This window comes from Paraburkholderia aspalathi, from assembly GCF_905220735.1.
In the GTDB taxonomy this organism is placed as follows: Bacteria; Pseudomonadota; Gammaproteobacteria; order Burkholderiales; family Burkholderiaceae; genus Paraburkholderia; species Paraburkholderia aspalathi.
Window position 1 is genome coordinate 101,829 of record NZ_CAJNBA010000011.1, and the last position, 17,670, is coordinate 119,498.

18 protein-coding genes are annotated in these 17,670 nt (G+C 57.3%); 14 read left to right on the plus strand and 4 right to left on the minus strand.

The genetic code is table 11. The features are described from left to right. Positions 1 to 5: 5 nt before the first annotated feature. Positions 6 to 992: a conjugal transfer protein TraF gene (gene traF / locus KHO30_RS35470; protein WP_211703666.1), complete on the plus strand. Its 987-nt coding sequence runs from the start codon at positions 6 to 8 to the stop codon at positions 990 to 992. Here the strand turns inward: traF and KHO30_RS39810 are convergent. Continuing rightward, positions 989 to 1,153: a hypothetical protein gene (locus tag KHO30_RS39810; protein WP_244864213.1), complete on the minus strand. Its 165-nt coding sequence runs from the start codon at positions 1,151 to 1,153 to the stop codon at positions 989 to 991. The two genes, traF and KHO30_RS39810, sit on opposite strands and share 4 nt — an antisense overlap. Here KHO30_RS39810 and KHO30_RS35475 point away from each other — a divergent pair. The 6 genes from KHO30_RS35475 to KHO30_RS35500 all read left to right on the plus strand — a co-directional run bounded on the left by KHO30_RS35475 (position 1,152) and on the right by KHO30_RS35500 (position 8,426). Continuing rightward, on the plus strand, positions 1,152 to 2,483 hold the full coding sequence (locus KHO30_RS35475) for a conjugal transfer protein TraH (protein ID WP_244864214.1): 1,332 nt from the start codon (positions 1,152 to 1,154) through the stop codon (positions 2,481 to 2,483). The two genes, KHO30_RS39810 and KHO30_RS35475, sit on opposite strands and share 2 nt — an antisense overlap. A gap of 17 nt (positions 2,484 to 2,500) precedes the next feature. Next, positions 2,501 to 5,662, plus strand: coding sequence for a conjugal transfer protein TraG N-terminal domain-containing protein (locus KHO30_RS35480; RefSeq protein ID WP_211703668.1), 3,162 nt, complete (start codon positions 2,501 to 2,503; stop codon positions 5,660 to 5,662). A gap of 134 nt (positions 5,663 to 5,796) precedes the next feature. Continuing rightward, positions 5,797 to 6,309, plus strand: coding sequence for a hypothetical protein (locus tag KHO30_RS35485; protein ID WP_211703669.1), 513 nt, complete (start codon positions 5,797 to 5,799; stop codon positions 6,307 to 6,309). Positions 6,310 to 6,447: 138 nt separating this feature from the next. Further along, a complete protein-coding gene (locus KHO30_RS35490; protein WP_211703670.1) occupies positions 6,448 to 7,497 on the plus strand; it encodes a hypothetical protein in 1,050 nt (349 codons plus the stop codon). A gap of 289 nt (positions 7,498 to 7,786) precedes the next feature. After that, positions 7,787 to 8,020, plus strand: a complete 234-nt coding sequence (locus KHO30_RS35495) for a hypothetical protein (protein ID WP_211703671.1) — start codon at positions 7,787 to 7,789, stop codon at positions 8,018 to 8,020. Positions 8,021 to 8,231: 211 nt separating this feature from the next. Next, complete coding sequence (locus KHO30_RS35500; protein ID WP_211703672.1) at positions 8,232 to 8,426, plus strand: hypothetical protein; 195 nt, start codon at positions 8,232 to 8,234, stop codon at positions 8,424 to 8,426. 109 nt (positions 8,427 to 8,535) lie between these two features. On the opposite strand, the gene KHO30_RS35505 is transcribed toward KHO30_RS35500, so the two are convergent. The 3 genes from KHO30_RS35505 to KHO30_RS35515 form a co-directional block, all read right to left on the minus strand. Then, the gene (locus tag KHO30_RS35505; protein ID WP_211703673.1) at positions 8,536 to 9,057 is read right to left on the minus strand and encodes a hypothetical protein; all 522 of its coding nucleotides are present in this window, start codon (positions 9,055 to 9,057) and stop codon (positions 8,536 to 8,538) included. A gap of 473 nt (positions 9,058 to 9,530) precedes the next feature. Next, positions 9,531 to 10,157, minus strand: coding sequence for a thioredoxin domain-containing protein (locus KHO30_RS39440; RefSeq protein ID WP_244864215.1), 627 nt, complete (start codon positions 10,155 to 10,157; stop codon positions 9,531 to 9,533). 1 nt (position 10,158) lies between these two features. Beyond that, positions 10,159 to 11,673, minus strand: coding sequence for a GspE/PulE family protein (locus KHO30_RS35515; protein WP_211703674.1), 1,515 nt, complete (start codon positions 11,671 to 11,673; stop codon positions 10,159 to 10,161). Between the two features lie 219 nt (positions 11,674 to 11,892). On the opposite strand from KHO30_RS35515, the gene KHO30_RS35520 reads away from it, so the two are divergent. Genes KHO30_RS35520 through KHO30_RS39635 form a run of 7 tightly spaced genes read left to right on the plus strand, consistent with a single transcriptional unit; the run spans position 11,893 to position 17,642 of the window. Beyond that, on the plus strand, positions 11,893 to 12,981 hold the full coding sequence (locus KHO30_RS35520) for an SEL1-like repeat protein (RefSeq protein WP_211703675.1): 1,089 nt from the start codon (positions 11,893 to 11,895) through the stop codon (positions 12,979 to 12,981). 13 nt (positions 12,982 to 12,994) lie between these two features. Further along, positions 12,995 to 13,543, plus strand: a complete 549-nt coding sequence (locus KHO30_RS35525; protein WP_211703676.1) for a hypothetical protein — start codon at positions 12,995 to 12,997, stop codon at positions 13,541 to 13,543. Positions 13,544 to 13,545: 2 nt separating this feature from the next. Then, on the plus strand, positions 13,546 to 14,832 hold the full coding sequence (locus tag KHO30_RS35530; RefSeq protein WP_211703677.1) for a hypothetical protein: 1,287 nt from the start codon (positions 13,546 to 13,548) through the stop codon (positions 14,830 to 14,832). Then, positions 14,829 to 16,253, plus strand: a complete 1,425-nt coding sequence (gene traN, locus KHO30_RS35535; protein ID WP_280531461.1) for a conjugal transfer protein TraN — start codon at positions 14,829 to 14,831, stop codon at positions 16,251 to 16,253. The genes KHO30_RS35530 and traN overlap by 4 nt, the downstream gene beginning before the upstream one ends. A gap of 14 nt (positions 16,254 to 16,267) precedes the next feature. Further along, positions 16,268 to 16,603, plus strand: coding sequence for a hypothetical protein (locus KHO30_RS35540; RefSeq protein ID WP_211703679.1), 336 nt, complete (start codon positions 16,268 to 16,270; stop codon positions 16,601 to 16,603). Positions 16,604 to 16,612: 9 nt separating this feature from the next. Next, positions 16,613 to 17,524: a hypothetical protein gene (locus tag KHO30_RS35545; protein WP_211703680.1), complete on the plus strand. Its 912-nt coding sequence runs from the start codon at positions 16,613 to 16,615 to the stop codon at positions 17,522 to 17,524. Continuing rightward, positions 17,511 to 17,642 (plus strand): hypothetical protein, encoded by a 132-nt coding sequence (locus KHO30_RS39635; protein ID WP_280531462.1) that lies wholly within the window; start codon positions 17,511 to 17,513, stop codon positions 17,640 to 17,642. The genes KHO30_RS35545 and KHO30_RS39635 overlap by 14 nt, the downstream gene beginning before the upstream one ends. The last annotated feature ends 28 nt before the right edge of the window (positions 17,643 to 17,670 follow it).

A 17,670-nucleotide genomic window follows, 5' to 3' on the forward strand; every position in this document is an offset into this window, starting at 1 on the left:
ACGATATGCCCGGCCGCCGAAATTCCGTTCTTGCCTTGCTGCTTGTCGTCAGTTCACTGGCGGCGTCTGCCGTTGCGCTCGCGCAGCAAGTTGCTCCGCGCGGCGATGACTATGGCGATGCCTTCTTGAACTACCAGCCTTACGTCACGCCTGGCCAGACGCCCGACGTCGAGTCCAAGACAGCGCCGCAGGCCGCAGCGCCCGCTCCGGCCTCTGCAACTAAGCCGCACGACAAGCAAACGGTCGACGTCGCTTTCCTGCGCCAGGTCTACCCGATGCTTGAAGAGCGTGCGATCAACAACCCGACGGACGACAACGTCTCCGCCTACATGTACACCAAGCGCATCGTGATGGACAAGGCGCAACGCTTCAGCGAGGCCGTTACGCGGGTGCTGCACGAGGATCCTGTTCTGGATGAAAACAATCGCGTCCCCTATGCGTCGACAGGCGCGCTTTCGGTACGAAACGCCGACTATCAAGCGCAGCAAAAAGCCGTACAGGAGCTTTCTCAAGTCGGCGGTTTGGTCATATTCGTAGACAGCTCCTGCAGGTTCTGCGCGATGGAGCTTCCGGTTTTAGGAATGCTTAAAAATGGCTACAATCTTGAGTACGTTGTGATCTCGCTTGACGGCACAAAGCCGAAGGGTTTCAAGGGAAGCGTAATGCAGGACAACGGGCTTTTTCACAAGCTCAATCTCAAGCTGACACCGTCTATCGTTTTCGTTCCTCACCCCAAGTCCTACGACGGCTCGGTTGATCCAAACCAGTATCTCGTCGTGTCGCAAGGCTTCTACGCGGAAGACGAGTTGATCAAGCAGATTGCGTATGCCGGTCACGACACGCGACTGTTGAGCGCTGACGTAATGCGCGATCTGAGTGTATGGGATCGGGGTGTCGCGACTAACACTGACCTGCAAAACCTGAAGCTGGACCCGAACAAGCCGGGTACGTTCAGAGACACTCTCCAACCTTACTTGCTCAAGCAGTATTAGGAGTCGGCCATGCGTGTAAAACATTTACTGGCGGCCATCGTGCTTATGGTCGCCCCGATTTTCGCCTTCGCGGGGATTTTCGCGGACCTCGGCTCGATGGTGATGAGCAATTCGACCGCTCCAAGCACGATGAGCACGAAGGACCGGGTAGGCGTGTTCATGGGCGGTTTCACCATGCGTACTCCAATCCAGTCGGTGAATCTGATTACCTTCGATCCACCACGCATTGACGCCGGGTGCGGCGGGATCGACCTCTATGGCGGGTCTTTCAGCTTCATTAACGGCCAGCAGTTGATACAGATCTTCCGTACGGTTGCCGCCGACGCGGCAGGCCTTGCGTTCAAGGCAGCGATCAAGGCTATCTCGCCATCGCTCGACGCATTGATCACTGAATTCCAGACGCTGCTGCAAAACATGAACAACCTGGCAAAGAATTCCTGCCAGATGGCGCACATGCTTGTCGATCCGGCCGCTTCGGCATTGTCCAATGCGGTCAACGGCGACGGCAATATTGCCGGTACGAACTCGAACATGTTCTCCGACGCATTCAGCGGTCTAACGAGCTATCTGTCTCAGGCAAACTCGTATCTGAAGCAACAGTCTGCCAACAACCCCAAGAGCGGCAATGCGCTGGTGAAAACCGTCGTTTCGTCCGGTGCGTCATCGATCATGGGGCTGGCCGGCCTGGGCAACGTCGACGGTAGCACCGATGATGCGACCAATCCGAACAGCCTGAACAACGAGATTCTCTACGCACTGCTTGGATACAACATTGATGCCGTGCCATGCAACAGCTACAACGGGTCCGGACAAGCGCCGTCAACCAGCACACCGTCGAATAACACGGTAGGACAGGTCACCTGTTCTGGACCGGCGCTCATTACGCTCGATGACATCATTAAAGGTGGCGGCACCGGGTCGCTGAACCCCAATACACCGTTGTCGCTGTATCAGTGCGTCAACCCTAGCGGAAGCATCACGGGCGGTGTCGACGATCAGATCTGTACGCAAATGCGGGTGATTTCGTTCAACTATCAGGGTATCCAGGGTTGGGTGAATACGATGTTGTTTGGTTCGCCGGACCCTGCATCGTCCATTACCGGAACCTCGATCGTCGGACAGGTGAACGGTGGGCAGTCGACACAATTTTCGGCGTCGCAAATCCAGTTCATGAATCAGGCTGGCGTGCCGCTGGCGGCTTTGCTCGCCAAGACGTCGAACCCCAATACGCGTATTGCGATCGCTGAACGACTTGCACCACACATTGTTGATTGCGTCGCATCACATGTAGGGGAAGTTTTGTACAAGGGCACAAACCTTATCCAGACGACGACCGGCTTTGACATCACCAAGGACGAGAAGGATCGTATTGCACAACTGCGTGGCGATTTTCTGGCCAAGGAGACCGCGTGCAATAACAGCGATGTGTTGTTCAAGATCGTCTCTGAAATTAACGAGGACACGCGGTTCACGGCCTCTAATATCAAGTAACCGAACGGGGCGTTTCAGTGGCTATACCTACCTTAACCTACTATTCGGTAAGCGCAGACCTCACGACGCTGAGCGCCGTCCTCAACGGCGTCGCGATGATCTGCCAGCAGAACGCCCTAATATGGGGTTTCGCGTTCGCCGTGGGGCTTTGGCGTCTGCTCTCGACCGCGACCAGCGCCGCGCTGAAAAGCGCGAACGGGCAGGGGGGTGCGGTGCTCGCGTCGGGGTCGATGAGTGCCTTCATGCCGTTCATTCTGGCGATGACACTTACCAACCCGATGCTGCAGGGAACTGTCCAGGTCGAGTCGACCATCAACGGGGCCGTGACTGAAGTTGATCACGTTCCGCTGGCGATCTCGGCTATACCGGCCTTCGGCAGCGTGCTGTCCCAGAACCTGAACCAGCTGTTCTCTACTGCCTTCCAGAACGTCGACGCCGAATATCCGGCGATTTCGGCCACGGCCAACGGCTTTCTTAATCCGCTGAAAGTGCTGCTGACCTCCCGCACAGCCATGGTCCGACTGGGTGGTGTCGATTCAGAAGTGAAGACTGTACTTGCCGCGTGTCTTGGCCCTGACTCGGGCGTGAACTACGCGAATATCCAGAATCTCGTCATGAACGCCGGCAACACCGGCGCGACCACTTCACAATCGATCCAAATCAACGGAACGAACCCGACAGCGCTCGGCGCGCTGCTCTATCAGGCGTCTCTCAATACAACAGGCATGGTCAACGATCCGGGCCTGAACGCCACGAACATGCTTTCGTGCTCGGCCGCTGCCAATCAGGTCGCAACCGACATCACGAACGCGCTCAACACCGTCGAATTTACGCGCGTGATCCAAGGCGCGGTCAACGGTATGGACACACCTGTTCCAGGAGCGGATTACAGCTTTAACACCGTCGCCTCGCAATACAACGCGGTCACTACCGCGAACACGCTGGGCGGTGTGTTTGCCGGCGGCACGGGGCAGTCGAACGCCGAGTTCATGAATCTGATTTTCTCGGAAATGGTGCAGAACAACCTCAACTGTTTGCGAGCGACCAGCGACACCCTGACCGAGTGTGAAGCAACTGCGCTGCAGGCTTCAGAAGTGGAGCGTAACAACCTGCAGCAGGCCGCGAGTGAAGTTCCTATGCTCCGCTATGCCGGCAGCTTCGGGAACTACCTGATCGCCCTGATCATCGGGCTCGGACCCGTCATCGTTATGTTCATGATGTTCGCCGGGGTTGACGCTGGCAAATGCGTCAAGACCGCTGCTCACATCATGGTCTGGCCGCTTCTCGTCGTGAACGTTGGTGCGGAGCTAGTCAACGGCATGCTGTGCATCGATGTCGCAAATTACCTTCAGTCGATCCGGCAGGGTGGGTGGCTTTCCCAAGCGACGACGCTTGCTGCCTACAAGGAACTCAGCCTGCAGATTGGCGTAGGTTCGCACATCATGGCCAGTCTGCCGGTCCTGATGAGCCTGATTTTCGGCCTTGGTGAATCCTCCGCAATGACCAGCGTAGCCACCACGATCGCGCCCAAGAGTAAGGACGTCGAGGAAAACCTCGCGCCGACTCCGGCATCAACTCGACCTATGTTTGAGAACAGCTCGGTCGGCACGATCAGTCAGCTGGGTAACGGTTCCGGCAAGCTGGCGATGCAGGGTAGTCTGGACGCCGTTTCCACAAGTTCGACATTTGGTAATTCAGTGCGGGACGCAGGGCGTGTTCTAACGCAATCCGACACGCGTAGCCAGGCGATCAGTGAGGGACAGACGAACCTTTCTGAGTGGCGTGAGGCAATGAGTTCCGGGAACTACAGCAAGCTCGGTATCGACCAGTCAATTGGCCAGTCAGTCGCGACGAACTACAACAAGGAACTGCAGGCAGCGAACCAGATGCACTCCGGTAGCGGTCTTACCGGTCTGCGGAGTAACACCAATGCAACGGACGCCGGCATGGGCGGCAGCATCGGCGCAAGCACCGGAAAGATGGGGGGGATTAGCCTGTCCGCCGGCGCTCATGGCGATACCAGCACGTCCGCGCAAGACTCGCTTCAGGCCAATCAGGATCGGGCACGCTCGGAGAACTTTAACAGCTCGGTCGCTCTCTCTAAGGCGCTTTCTGACACGATGTCGGAGCATCAGAACACTAGCGCGGGCAAACAATCGTCAAGCGATCTTTCGAGAAGCATGAGTACGCAGCAGTCCTATCAGAAGACACTCAGTGAGGTTCAATCGACCAGCGACGCCGCATCGCAAGGCGTACACGAAAGCTCCAGCTTCGTGGACCTCAGCTCTAAAATCGGTTCTGAAGAGATCGCGTGGCAACAGAAAGCCAATCCGGAATACGCGTCCTTCCAGGCCATCGAAGGCCGCAAATTCAACGATAACGGGGCAGCCGGTAAGTATCTGGCCACCGCATCGGCCGACGCGCAATCCGGTTCGACGAGCCGACTTGTGGGTGACTCGGCGGGGCAGGAAGCGATCAGCCGCCATCGTGCGGCCGTCATGCTCGCGCAGGACCCGACAGCCAAACCAGAGGACAGGCTTGCAGCGGCCCGTTATCTGACGGAGGAAGGCCGGGCCATGCAGCACATGCGATTCGACCCGACGAACACGGCTCCGATGAACATGGGCATCGCAGCACCCGCTGACCACAGCCGCGTAAATGCCGGGGGATTGCAGGGCGCGGCCAATTCGCGCACTCCTGGAGCGATCGTGCCCGCCGTGCCGGCGAATCAACGCAGCGCGTTCAATACGCCGGCCGCAAACGATCCGGCAGCGGCGCCGCAGCGACATGCGCCTGGGGTTGCGCATCATGCATCGCCGCCTGCCGCACCGCCTATTGCCGGAGTGCCTAGCCTGCCCACAGCGCCTCCACCCAATTTCAATCTAGCGCCCGATCTGAGGAAAGAAGTCGAGACAGGTGTGCCAGCCGCTCAAGGCAGAATCGATAAGCAAGTCACTGCCGCCGAGCATCAGGCTTCCGACTCGGGCCTTGATTCGAACGGGCACGGCACGGTGGCTCGAACGGCAGCAAACGTGGCAGACAACGTGGTCGACGCAGGCAGGTCAGCGGGTAGTGCGTCGCGTACACGTCTTGGCAACGGCAATCCTCCGGCGAAGGCTGCGCCCGAAGCTCCCGCCGCTAAACCAAAGTCACGTTTCGTCAGACGCGGCCCAGGTTAGGCTAATCCTTGATGCGTGGGCCGCGATGTTGCAGTAATTTTCTTGACCGACTTTCCGGTTTTTACGATCGAGAGCTATTTCAAAACAGCCGGGACGGGTTCGCCTCCCGACAATCACCAACGGGAAGGTTTCCTATGAATCAACAAGCTATGTTGACCCAGCTTTACGCTGCTTGGACTGTTGTCCGCCATCTTGCATTCTGGGCGAAATGGGCGTTCTACACACTGTTCGCCGCGCCGAGCGTGATGCTCTGCGCCGCGCTGGCCCTCTACAGCGGCTTTTCGTTCTCGACGATTCCGCGCGAGTTCTATCAATACGCGGCAGACATAGCCAAGTATCCGGCGGCCCAAGACGGGTACTTGACTGTTCAAACATGCAATGACCTTCAAGCCAACCAGTTGGCGAGCGCGAAGGAGTCCGGGGCCACGCTGCCACCAGCAGCGATATGCAAAACCTTCGGATTCTCGGAACGGCCGATTGAAAAACTGACCCTTGAAGCCAGCAAATACTTGTGGTTCGGCTACGTGATCGCCGTGTTCATAACAGCCTTTTTAGCTTCCATGCTCGGCCTCTTCGAATCAAGTCGTCGCGCCTTCCTGGCGTCGGCCGGCGGTACTCGTCCGCGATCGGCTAAACCTGCGGCTTAGCGGAGGCACCGTTTCCGTTGCGCGGGAATCCAGCTGCAGTTCTTGGTTGACTGTCACTTAATACCAGAAAACAGCAACGCTCGCGCACATACCATTGAGACAGGCTCTTGGTAGGCCGGTTAATGAAAAGGGCATCCCATGATGAAGTTGGAAATCACGATCACGGCAACAAGAGCCGCACCGGATCCGGGTCTCCCGAGCCATTTGTTCCCCGGTTCTGGCACAGACGGCGCAGCGTTCCGCGTCACTTCAGGCGCTATTCCCGCAAGGCAGGAGATCGCCGAATTGCTTGGCGAGGCGATAGTCGATGCTCACTTGACCGACTACAACGTAGAGACCGGTGAAGGATACTTTGTTGTGGTCGATGGCGACGCGCCTGAAGTGGGAGCGGTTATCGATCTTCGCGGCGAAAGCGACGGTTCACATGTCGAGGATCAAGACCGCACCCCCTCCGAGGTCGTTGTCTACCCGGCGATCGGCATTGAGCAGTTTTACGACGAACTGGATCGCCACGACTGGTACTGCGGCTTCTCCGATGACTGGTCTGTGGAGAAACGAGGCGACGAAAACAGGAAGCGGCTGTTGGGCATCGCGAACCAACATGGACAAAACTATTTGGCACTCTACGAAGCGTTCTCACAGCATTACTTCTCGGGCGAGCCTTGGAGCAGTCCTAAATGGGACAAGCCCGGCCGGCCGGTCGATGGCGTCCTAATACTCCCATCTGAACCGGTTGCATTAGATGCAGCGCATGTTGTGGACCAGCAAAGCGAGGTAACAGTAAGCGGCGAACACGACTCTGACCACGACGGCTACTTTGGCTATCGCTCCGCGGTTGCGGAGACTGGCGAACGCCCATTGCTCTTCGAGGACGTCGCAGATTCGGATTTAAGTGTTGCGTTGTTCGATGGGCGTGTCTTTTCTATGGAGAAAGTTGTGAGCGAGGAAGACGAGAAGAAACGGCTACGTGTCAATAAACGGGTGGAAACTGGTGTAGTAGTAGCGATAGTCGCGGTCGTTGTTTGTATAGTGACTAATCCGGTCATGTCACTGCTGGCCCGCCATACCGCTCTGGGTTATGCAGGCGTTGCCGTCCTGTTGGTAGCCGCGGCTCTTGTCGTGCGTGAAGCCCGAGCCGTTGCGCGGTCTATGGTGCCATCAACACCACTGCGGAAAATCGACTTGTAGCCAGTCGTTCGTGCGTTAATGGAAGATTTGGTGTTGCGTCGCTCAGCGGCCCGGATCTGTTGCGCGAAATCGGCTCACGGGCCTTGATCGACCTTCGGCTGACGCCATTAAAAAGCAACGCTCCAAAACATACCAGTTTGGTTGATAATTAGGGTTATGTAAACTTGTTTAGGAGTCCGAGTAAATTGACTCGAACCAACACGCACTGCTGACGCAACTTTAGACCGCGTGAGGCGACGTGCAGCGTGAAACATTGCGCTATGTTTTTTTAAACTGAACGAGGCTGTGTATGGGATACAAAGTTCTAGATAGCTACTCCTGGAAAACTTCCACGCTTGCGGTGGAAGCTCTTGAAGCCCTCGTGAGCCAAGCGCTTAAGAAAGGCGCTACGTTGGTTGGTGGCGTCACGGTGTTGCACGGTGAGCTTCCGGCCGACACTGGACTTAACCGCGATGCGCCGAAGTCGCGCCAAGGGTTTCAGGCTTTTCAAGCCGTAGTGCTTCCAGACCAAGGTAGCGATTGAGCGTTACGTTGCTCGATGGCCGGTTTCTGTTGGGCGACATCCGGCCGCGAGCTTTGAGCCACCGTTACCGGATGCTCGAAGAATGCGACACCTGGAAAGATGCCAAAAATGCCGCCATTAATCGTTATATCAAATGCGAAAACGGACGGGTTTTGAAAGAGCCCGTTTTGTGATAATGTGAAAGCAAATCGACGTTAATAAGAGGTGAAACATGGCGAGCTTTAAAAAGGTGGCGCTGAAAGTCCTCGACCTGATCAAACGCATTCCGATCGCAGAGGGTCCGGCCGCGTACAACGGCGGTAATTCCTATGGCAGCCGGTCAAAGCGCGTGAATCACAACGGGGTCGGGCTTGGCGCTCCGGGTCCCAAAAACAAGTTCGGCATGAACGGCCGCTCGGGATACTGAACGGGGGCTGATCGGGTGCGGCCCGGCTGTCGCCGCCGAACAGAAGTCAAAATAGCAAAGGGCTGGTTTTCGCATGCGAAAACCAGCCCTTTTTCTATCATGCTGCCGTCTACCAGTCGAACGCAGCTTCCTCCAACACGGACTGCACGGCTCCGGCCGTTCGCTTTTTCAACGCACTGCGCACCGTCGAAGGCTTGACTTTGTAGAGGTCCGCGATCGAATCGATTGCCATGCCTGAATCGAACAGCTTCAACCAGGTCTCCAGTCGCTGCTCCTTGACGTCCTGTATGGTCAAGCCCATTGCCTTTCGAAAGCCCGCCTCGATCGCCTTCTGGCCGCGTTTCTTCGCTTCCGTGTACGAGAACTTTCGCTTGCGGTAGAGCGTGTTCAAAACAGACTCAGGCTTGACCTTGTACAGCGACGCGACGAGGTCGACACTCATGCCGGATTCGAGCAGGCGGATCCACGTGTCGTAGCGGATTTCCAAGACCTGACTCGCCGTCATGCCCAGCTGCTTGCGATAGGAGAAGACCTGCATGTGCTTCGCGCCGATGGATTCCGCGATTTGAGTGTCGGCGACGCCCTTGCTCAGACCTTTTTTAATAAGTGATTTTTGTTCGTCAGTCAGCATAGCGGTCCATCGGGAGCATTTTTGATGCCACGTACGGAATGAGACTTTGCCATGTCACGGCACACCGGAACAGACACAAGCATGGCAGAAACCGACAGATCAGATCCGCGGGAAAGCAACTTACAAGACGTTTGGACCATGTGCGGAGCACCGCTACCCGGATTAACCCAGACATTACAAATTAATAACAAGGAATCGGACCCCAAAAAAGGTGCCGGAACAGCCTTGTCACTCTACAGCGTCATTTAAACTTCGAAAATAATCTCGCTGTGACGCCCGTCGCACAAGGCGTTCACTGAAGTTCACTAAACTTCAGACGCCAGACCGGCGGGCGCAATAGTATAGGATTGGGCATGAGAATACTGTTAATAATTGTAATGTAAGGAAAGTGCAAACGCGGCGCAATGGAGCACACTGCGACGAGATGGCCACTGCCCTTCGTGACCTCTGGCCCGACACGCCGATGGGGCTTGTCACCGCGCCATGGAGATGATTCCGTTCACCAACTGGCTGAACATCGCGGCGTCCCCGCCTGTAAATTCCGGTGTCACGATGTAAGTCCCCGCAACGGAAACCGCAGGTGTGTTTGTGATTTCCAGCGACTTCTGTAGCACCAGCAGCGATTGCAGACTGTTCTTGAGCGTATCGGAGTGCGACTGGACCAGATCCGGAACCGAGACGGGCACATGCGCCGCGCGCCCTATTCTGTCGATGCCCGCCCAATTGAGCGTGGACAGCCCTTTGTCCTGCACGCCTATAAATGACGCTTCAATAAAGTTATGTATGTACGCTGGGTAATACTTTTGAACCGCGAGATAACTCAGCGCGAATTGGACTCCATCGGCTTTATTTACGAGCGGGGTAAAAGAAAAAGTCTTTTCGCGCGGCAGGGTCGCCTCCAGATTCTTAAAGAACTGGAAATACATACGGGAGAACGGGCAGCTTGGTGAAAAGAATACCCGCACGGTTTCCTCATCCCCCGCGACGGGCTTGACCTGCAGATACGGCTTGAGCTGCTCCATGCCGGCCGGAACCTGGGCGTGGGCAGCGACCGACAGCAGTACGGCGACTGCAAGAATCAGCGGCGCAAATTGCTTCATATCAGACCTCTTCCGCTTCGATAACTTCGGTGATGGCGTCGACCTTTGTCCGTTCGAGATATGCCGCGAGCGGTTCATTGCTGCCAGCATCCGCGGCCCGGTGGTAGGCGTCGATGGCATCATCAACCTGGAGGAAGTTCAACCCGTGTGTTTTGGACAGTCGGATGCGCAGGCTCGGATGTGCCTCTGCATCAATGTTCCCTTCCAGTTTGGTGACGATTTCCGCCATGGTTGACCCGTAGGCCTGCACGGCACGAACGCCAGCCACCGCGAGCGGTTCGAACTGGTCCTGCTCGCAAGCGGCGCGATAGATCGCAGAAGTGTCAACCCGGTCGGCCTGCAGCAACCCCTTTATTTCAGGGGTCGTCGTGATGACCTCAAGGAGCGCAACCTTCCCCTTCTTGACGCCATCAGTGACCTCCGTGATGGTGTCTCCGAGATACATCCCGTTGGACTTCAGCCAGAACTGCTCATCCCGGCTCAGCCTGCGGGTCGTGGTTACGCCCTCGTAGCGGTCGATGAGCCGCTGCGCGACCACCAGTTTCAGCACCTGCGCAACCCGATACGCGTCCCGCACCTTGTCCTCGGTCAGATCAATAGCACGGGAATACGTCTCGAAGCTGCTGTTGGTGTGAAGCGTTGCCAGCACCAAATGGCCCGTTTGCGAAGCCTGCAGTGCGATCTCCATAGTCTCCGAGTCGCGGATCTCGGACACCATGATGATGTCCGGATCCTGACGCAGCGAAGACCGTAACGCACGTTTGAACGTAATGTTCCCGCCGACCTGCACTTGCGTGATTGGCCCGTCGCCTCGAATGGCGATTTCGACGGGGTCTTCGATCGTGTGAATCGCCTTCAGCGCATCGTTCAACCAGTCGAGCATCGCGTTGAGGAGCGTCGTCTTGCCCGATCCGGTCGGGCCTGTCACAAGGATCAACCCGCTCGGTTCCGAGAGCGCGCGTAGGATTGTCCGCATCAGCGCATACGAGAGACCCAGCTCGTGCAGTTTTGGCGCTCGCTGCGGATCAAGCAGCCGACACTTGAACGAGAAGCCGTTATACGTCTTTGTGTATTCGACACGGACGTCAACCATGTAGAGCGATTCGCCCTCGAACGGTCGCAGCCCATGAGCGCGAGCAAAATCGGCGGGTAGCTCTAGCTCGAAACGGGTAGACGCAATTTCGGGGGTCGTGGCGCCCTGCGACGTACCGCTCAGCTGGAACATCTTGGTTTCCCAATGCCGGCCAATCGTCCCGCCGTTATATTTGAACTTGAAGTTCTTGAACCCGCCCGGGGTACGGATATTGACGAAGATGTCAGGCGATTCCCGGTGACCACGCCCGCTTATGTGGACGTCCGACGACTGCGTGACGATGGCCCAGACGAATAGTTGGCGTATGGACTGCTCAACCGGCGCCTGCTCACTTGAACCCTCCTTCACCATCATGATTGCCCTGCGCTGCTCAGGCGTCAGAGCGTCCAGCCCCTTTACTACAGGTATGCTTGTATCGGCCATCCTAGACCCCGGTAACTGTTCAGACTCGTTAGATTGTTGCGCTTTCGTCAAGCACTCGAATATTGATTTGAGTCGGCAATGGAACTGATTATAATTTAACTACACTTCCCTCTCAACAGAACGATGCAGACCAATGACCCGGGTGTTCTCCGTCCAGTCGCCAGGTGCTCAAGCGCCATCGTGGCAGCGCTTTTCTGTAGCACGGCATTTGCCCAGGGCATGCCGACGACACCAGAGAGCGTGAAGGGGTTCGCCGATTCGACCTTCAATTCGGAAGTTTTCAAGGGACTGGTGCAAAACTATCAGCATCAGAATTCGGCGGTCGTCAACAGCGTGAACGATATCGCTATGGCGCAGGCTAAGGCTGCTTTGCCGAAAGCCTCGGAATACGGCAACAGGATCCGCTTTGGGACCCATAACGTTGTGACCAATGACGGTGAAACCATCGTTTCATGGATGATCCAGTTGACAGGAGCGAACGACGCGCAACGCAAGGATTTTCTGACAAAGCTTGCCAATCTGGCGTCGCAGCGCAATCCCGAGGCGATGACCTTCGAGGGTTTCGTGTCCGAATACGGCCTTTTCGGAGAACCGCAAAGCGTCCCGAAAGCCATGGACCTGTACCGGAACGCTGCCGCCTTCAACTACCAGCCAGCGATTTACGATCTCGCCGTCGCAACCGCATATGGCAAGGGCCAGCGTGCAGACCCCGGCGGGGCTTCGGCACTGATAAGTCAGGCTGCGACCATCGCACCAGACGCGTCGTACCGGGTTTGCGGATTCGGGGCTTTCCTGAGCTACCGCCAAGGCGATCAGCAACAGGCACTGACGTATTCGCACTCGTGCTGGTCCGATCTCGCGGGCATTCCGAAAGCGCTCTACAACGATCAGGTCACGCCAAACCAGCGCGTCATGCTGCTACGCGCGTCGATTGCCACGGGCGTTGACGATGGGTACGGATTGCTTGAGCGAGTCACTCACGACGCCGGGCCGGAACCTCAGTATCTGGCGTGCAAATACATGCTGGTCGACAAATACCGCCGCACGCTGAACGGCAACACGCTTAAGGATGACGCGGTGACGTGCTACCGGCAGTCCGGCACAGCACCGGCTGACCCCAAAGACGCACTTCTAAGGCTGAACACGGTCGTTCCGGGGATTATCGGGTTCGTGCCTACGGAGATCCGCGCACTCGAAAAATTGCGTTCCTCTAACAAGTTTCACTACGCGTGGAGCGTGCCGTATCTGCCGTTCCGCCAACAGGACGTCGATCTATTCTCACCATTCGTAAGTCATACAAAACAATAAGGGCCAACAAGAAATGAGACTGACCATCTCTGCACTGGCCGTCAGTGCCATTGCGTTCGCAACTCCAGGGATTGGGCACGCGGCTGATGACTCTCCAAAAAGCGTACTCACGCAAGCCTTCGTGGAAGGAAAGGCAAATGCGGCTCTCGATGCTAACGGACAATTTGCGGCCCCTATCGCAGCTGTCAAGAAGCGGACCGGCAATGACGGAGCGGTGATGATATACGCCGCACGTATCCTGACTTTCAAGGAACAGCCGCGTTGCGGCCGTGTCGCCTACGTCATCGCGCAGCCCAGCGCTCACCTCGCATGGCCAGATATGGGTGGCCAACTGAACATCTGTGAAGACGGTCAACCGCCGCTGCGCACGTGCGCGGGCCATCCGGACAGGCTTGTCTTGGCCAACAGCCTGTGCCCGGACAGATCCGCACCAGTGGACACCGCTGAGGTTGCGGCAGCCATTCAGGCGGCCGTAGCTGGGGGCAGCATGACGCCCGAGGACGCATCAAAAATGGTTCGTGCGCAGCACGGCGGCGCCACGCCTGGCGCCAAGGGGCAATAGAGATGAAGCGACTGCTCCCACTACTCCTCGCACTCTGCGCACCGGTCGCTTTTGCGCAAAGCGCGTCCGACGTGGCCAACGGGACAAGCTTTGCCAACTCGATCGCCCCTACCTCGCCCTCTCAGATCGTTAATCCCTCCGGGGTCAGCAGCGCCTGGTCCGGCAGCACGACGACGCCAACCACCGTGCCCTCAGGCTTCGCCGGGTTTTCCAACCCGAACACGTCATCGTCGGCGTTGACCGCAGCAAAGTCTGGCAGTCTGACCGCGCTTGGCAATCAGGCACAGGTCGACTGCGCCAGTTACACCCCGGGCAGCGATCCGTACCAGAACCAATATTGCGCCGCGGTGAATTTCCTGAACAACCAGTGCATGCAGCCCACAACCGGCGAAGCGTCCGTGCTCGGAAAGACGGGCACGGCGCAGGGCACCTCCGCTAACTGCGCGGGGACGTACGGTGCTGGTCAGTCCCAGTTCGGTTATGGCAATCAGGTAACCTCCAGCGATCCCATCTTTTCGGGGACGCAAAATCTTGTAAACACTGCGACAAACACACTCACACAAACGTGCTCGACCCAAACGGTCGTGACAACGCCGGCGCAATACGCCACCAATACCTGCGTCGTGTCCACCGACGAGGAAGACGATTCGTGCTCTCAATATCTGAACACGACGATCGTCAACTCCATCAATCAGGCTCTGTCGACCACAAACTGCCCGGATGGGGGCACCCTGCAGGGCAATGTGTGTGTGCATACCATCACCTACAACCCTACGATCTCCTGTCCCGCTGGCTATATTCAAGATAACGTGAATGAGTGCGTCCAGTATTCGCAATTGGCCGGCACGCCGTATTGCCCAGCTGGGACGACGCAAAACACGACCAGCACCGGCACCATGCTGTGTCTTGCACCACTGATGGGTTGCCCGTTGCCGAATTCCTACGAAGGGATGCCGCTCGAGGCGGTGGTGTATTCGCTCGGCAACAGTTGTCTCGGTGACTACCTGCCGCTGCAGTCATGCCCGTCCGGCTATACGTGGGACGGTTCGGCATGTACCCAAACCAACACCGTGGGCGTTACCTATAGCTGCCCGAGTGGCGGCTCCCTGCAGGGACAGACGTGCGTCTCGACCACGACAACATCGTCCACAACCACGTACAGCTGCCCGACCGGGCAGACCTTGAGCGGGACGAGTTGCATCCAGAAGACCGTAACAACGAGCTGGACTGACACGTGTGGGACCTATGAGAAAAGCGCCGGTGTTTCACTTGGGGTGCCACAAAATTGAAAACGCTTAATCTCGCGTCTCGGCTAACGCAATGGCGCGCACTAGCTGTCATCCTCTGTGTGCTCGCGATGGCCCATTCCCCGCGTGCGCAATGTCAAACCTACGCTGCGGGCGCCTGCTCTGAGGTGCCTGGCTCTCAGACATGTATCGACACGACACCGTGTAAGACCGACTCCAACGGTCAGCAGGTATGCCTCTCTACCGCTTCGCTGCCCTCTGGCGCGCTCGCGGTGCCGTACAGTTGCTGGCAGTATTCGTATCAATACGCCTGTACGGGCACGACGACGGATACCTGTGCGCAGTATCGAAACAACTCCGCCTGCGGCGTCAAGGGCAGCGTGTGTAACGACACGATCGCGGAAACCGGAAAGTGCGATGAATGGACCTACACGTACTCGTGCCTCACGCAGGCGCAACAGACCGCGCAGCAGATGAGCTGCACCAGCGGTCTATTCAATGATGGGGGATTCACGACGCCGGCGAACAACAACAACTCGTTCGCGCTAGGCGCGCTCGGTCTGGAAATGACCGGCGAGGGCCAGACCTATACGGACGGAAATACCATCTTCGCCGGGGTCGCCGAGAGTTGCCGGAAAGGTTATGAGGGTATCCAGAACTGTTGCAAGAGCACACCGGGCGGCCAGACCAACTCGGCAGTGATGAGTGCGGCGATCGGCGCAGCCGCTTCAGTCGTCAAATATGCTGGAGAAAAAGCGATCGACTTGGCATCGCCCTACGTTTTCGACGCCATGTACACAAACGGCATTTTCTCGCAGGCGCTGACCGATAACTTCACGACGGCGTTCTCGATCAACGCCACTGATGGAGGCGGAACGTTAGGGACAAGTCTGGCGGCGAACGGCGTTTCAGTCGGTGCTTACGGGTTCACGATCGGGGAGGGAACGATGTCGAGCGGTGTGCTCGGCGGCAACATGGAACTGGCGACCTTCGGCGACAATGGCTACCTCGCATTCAACCCCTACGTGTTCGCCGCAATGGTCGCGATCCAGGTGATCGAACACCTCGCGCAGTGCTCGCAGGGGGAACAGTTACTCGCGTTGCACAAGGGATCAGGCCTGAGCACCTACATCAACGAAACGTGCGCGAAGAGTGTGTTGGGTTCCTGCGTTCAGTACGTCGACAACTATTGCTCCTTCAACTCGCTGCTTTCAGAAATCATCAACATTCAGGGTAAAACCCAGCTGGGTCTGCCGCTCGTTGGATGCGGTGGCTTGACACCCGCGCAGATCACTGCAATTGACTTCACGAAGATCGACTTCAGCGCATTCACGTCGCAGATGACGAACCAGGCACTTTCAAACCTGCCGAAGAACATCAGCGGCAACTACTCAACCATCGAGCAGAACAGCTCAAACGGATCCTCGCAAAAAACCGGTTCATCGGTTCTTCCTACCTACTAAACGGCCCAATAACCATGTCGAACACCAAACTGTTTATCCGCAAGGTCCTGATCGTGATTGGCTCAATCGCGCTTGTCACTTCGCTCGGGTTCTCCGGAGTGATGTACATCGGAAACAGGTCGCTCGAAAGGACAAACAAGGAACAGTCCGACAAGCTCGCCAAACGCGACAAGCAGATCGACCAGTTGAACAGAACTAAAACGGACGACGAAAGCCAGCTCGCATCGATGCGTGACCAACTGCATTCACTGCAGCCCGATTACGACACGCTCAAGCAAAGCGTCGGTGCGTTCGCAACACAGGCGGCCGCATGCGAGACCATCAAACAGTCGCTGAATATCAAGAGCTAGGAGACCAGAATGAAGCGATCAAGGGTTCTGGCGTCGTTCGCCGTTGCCGTAGCCGCGCTGGGGGGATCGGTCGGACATGCGCAGCCGGTCGAACTCGATACGGACGCGGCGCATATCATTGTTGTGCGCCCTATCGACATGTGGTCCGGTGACACGTCGATGCTCGACGCGACGCTCAATGCCGTTCGTGAACGCAAGGTCTCGTACGACGTAAAGCTCGGCGGTACACGATATCGTGGCAGTCCAGTTGTGCTGCAAGGCGTGAGCGACAATCCCGTAACGCTCGGTGTAGAGACAGCGCTGAAGGAACACGATACCAGTCTCGTCAGGAACAGCGCGTACCTGTTTCATGTGCTGGGCGAGGCGACGCTGTCGCCTGCGAACTATCCCGTCTTCGCGAAAACGCAGGGCGAGTATTACGAGCGGTTCGTCCTGCGTCAGGGTGATCCTCACACCCTACCGGACAGCGTGCGACTTCGAAATTTCGCGGGCGACGTCCTTTCGGTCGGTGCCTTGTTCATTCCAGCGCATGCTTTGGGCGCCGGCATGGGCGCGCAGGTGATGGCCAACTCGGGCCTCGCGGAGGATATAGGAAACATCCCCCGGCCGGCGCGCTCGGCGTTGACCCCATCACCGCTTCCCGCACTCGACCCGGGCGCTTACACGGAAATCGACGTTCGACGTGTCGAGTTCAAGCCGGACACGCCTGGCGAAATCATCATCGCGTACAAGACTGACAAAACACCGCAGGCCGAGCAGGACGCACTCATCAAGGCGATCGTCTCCGTGACGGGCGCCGATACCACGCCCGAGGCAGTACAGAAGTCACGCCAAGGGGATTTTGAAAAGCGCGTCGCCATTTGGGACGCATGTGTAGCTGATGGAAAATGCCAAAAGGAGGCATCTAATGAACCAAAGTGACAACGCAAAGAAAGAAACCTTCGGCCAGAAGGTTGCGAAGAAAAACGGCTGGATCACGTGGGCGGCTTTTGCCGCGATCGCGATCGCGGCCGTGATTACTCTCGCGCAGCACCACTAAGCGCTGGGAGACCAAAAAAACGGCCCGC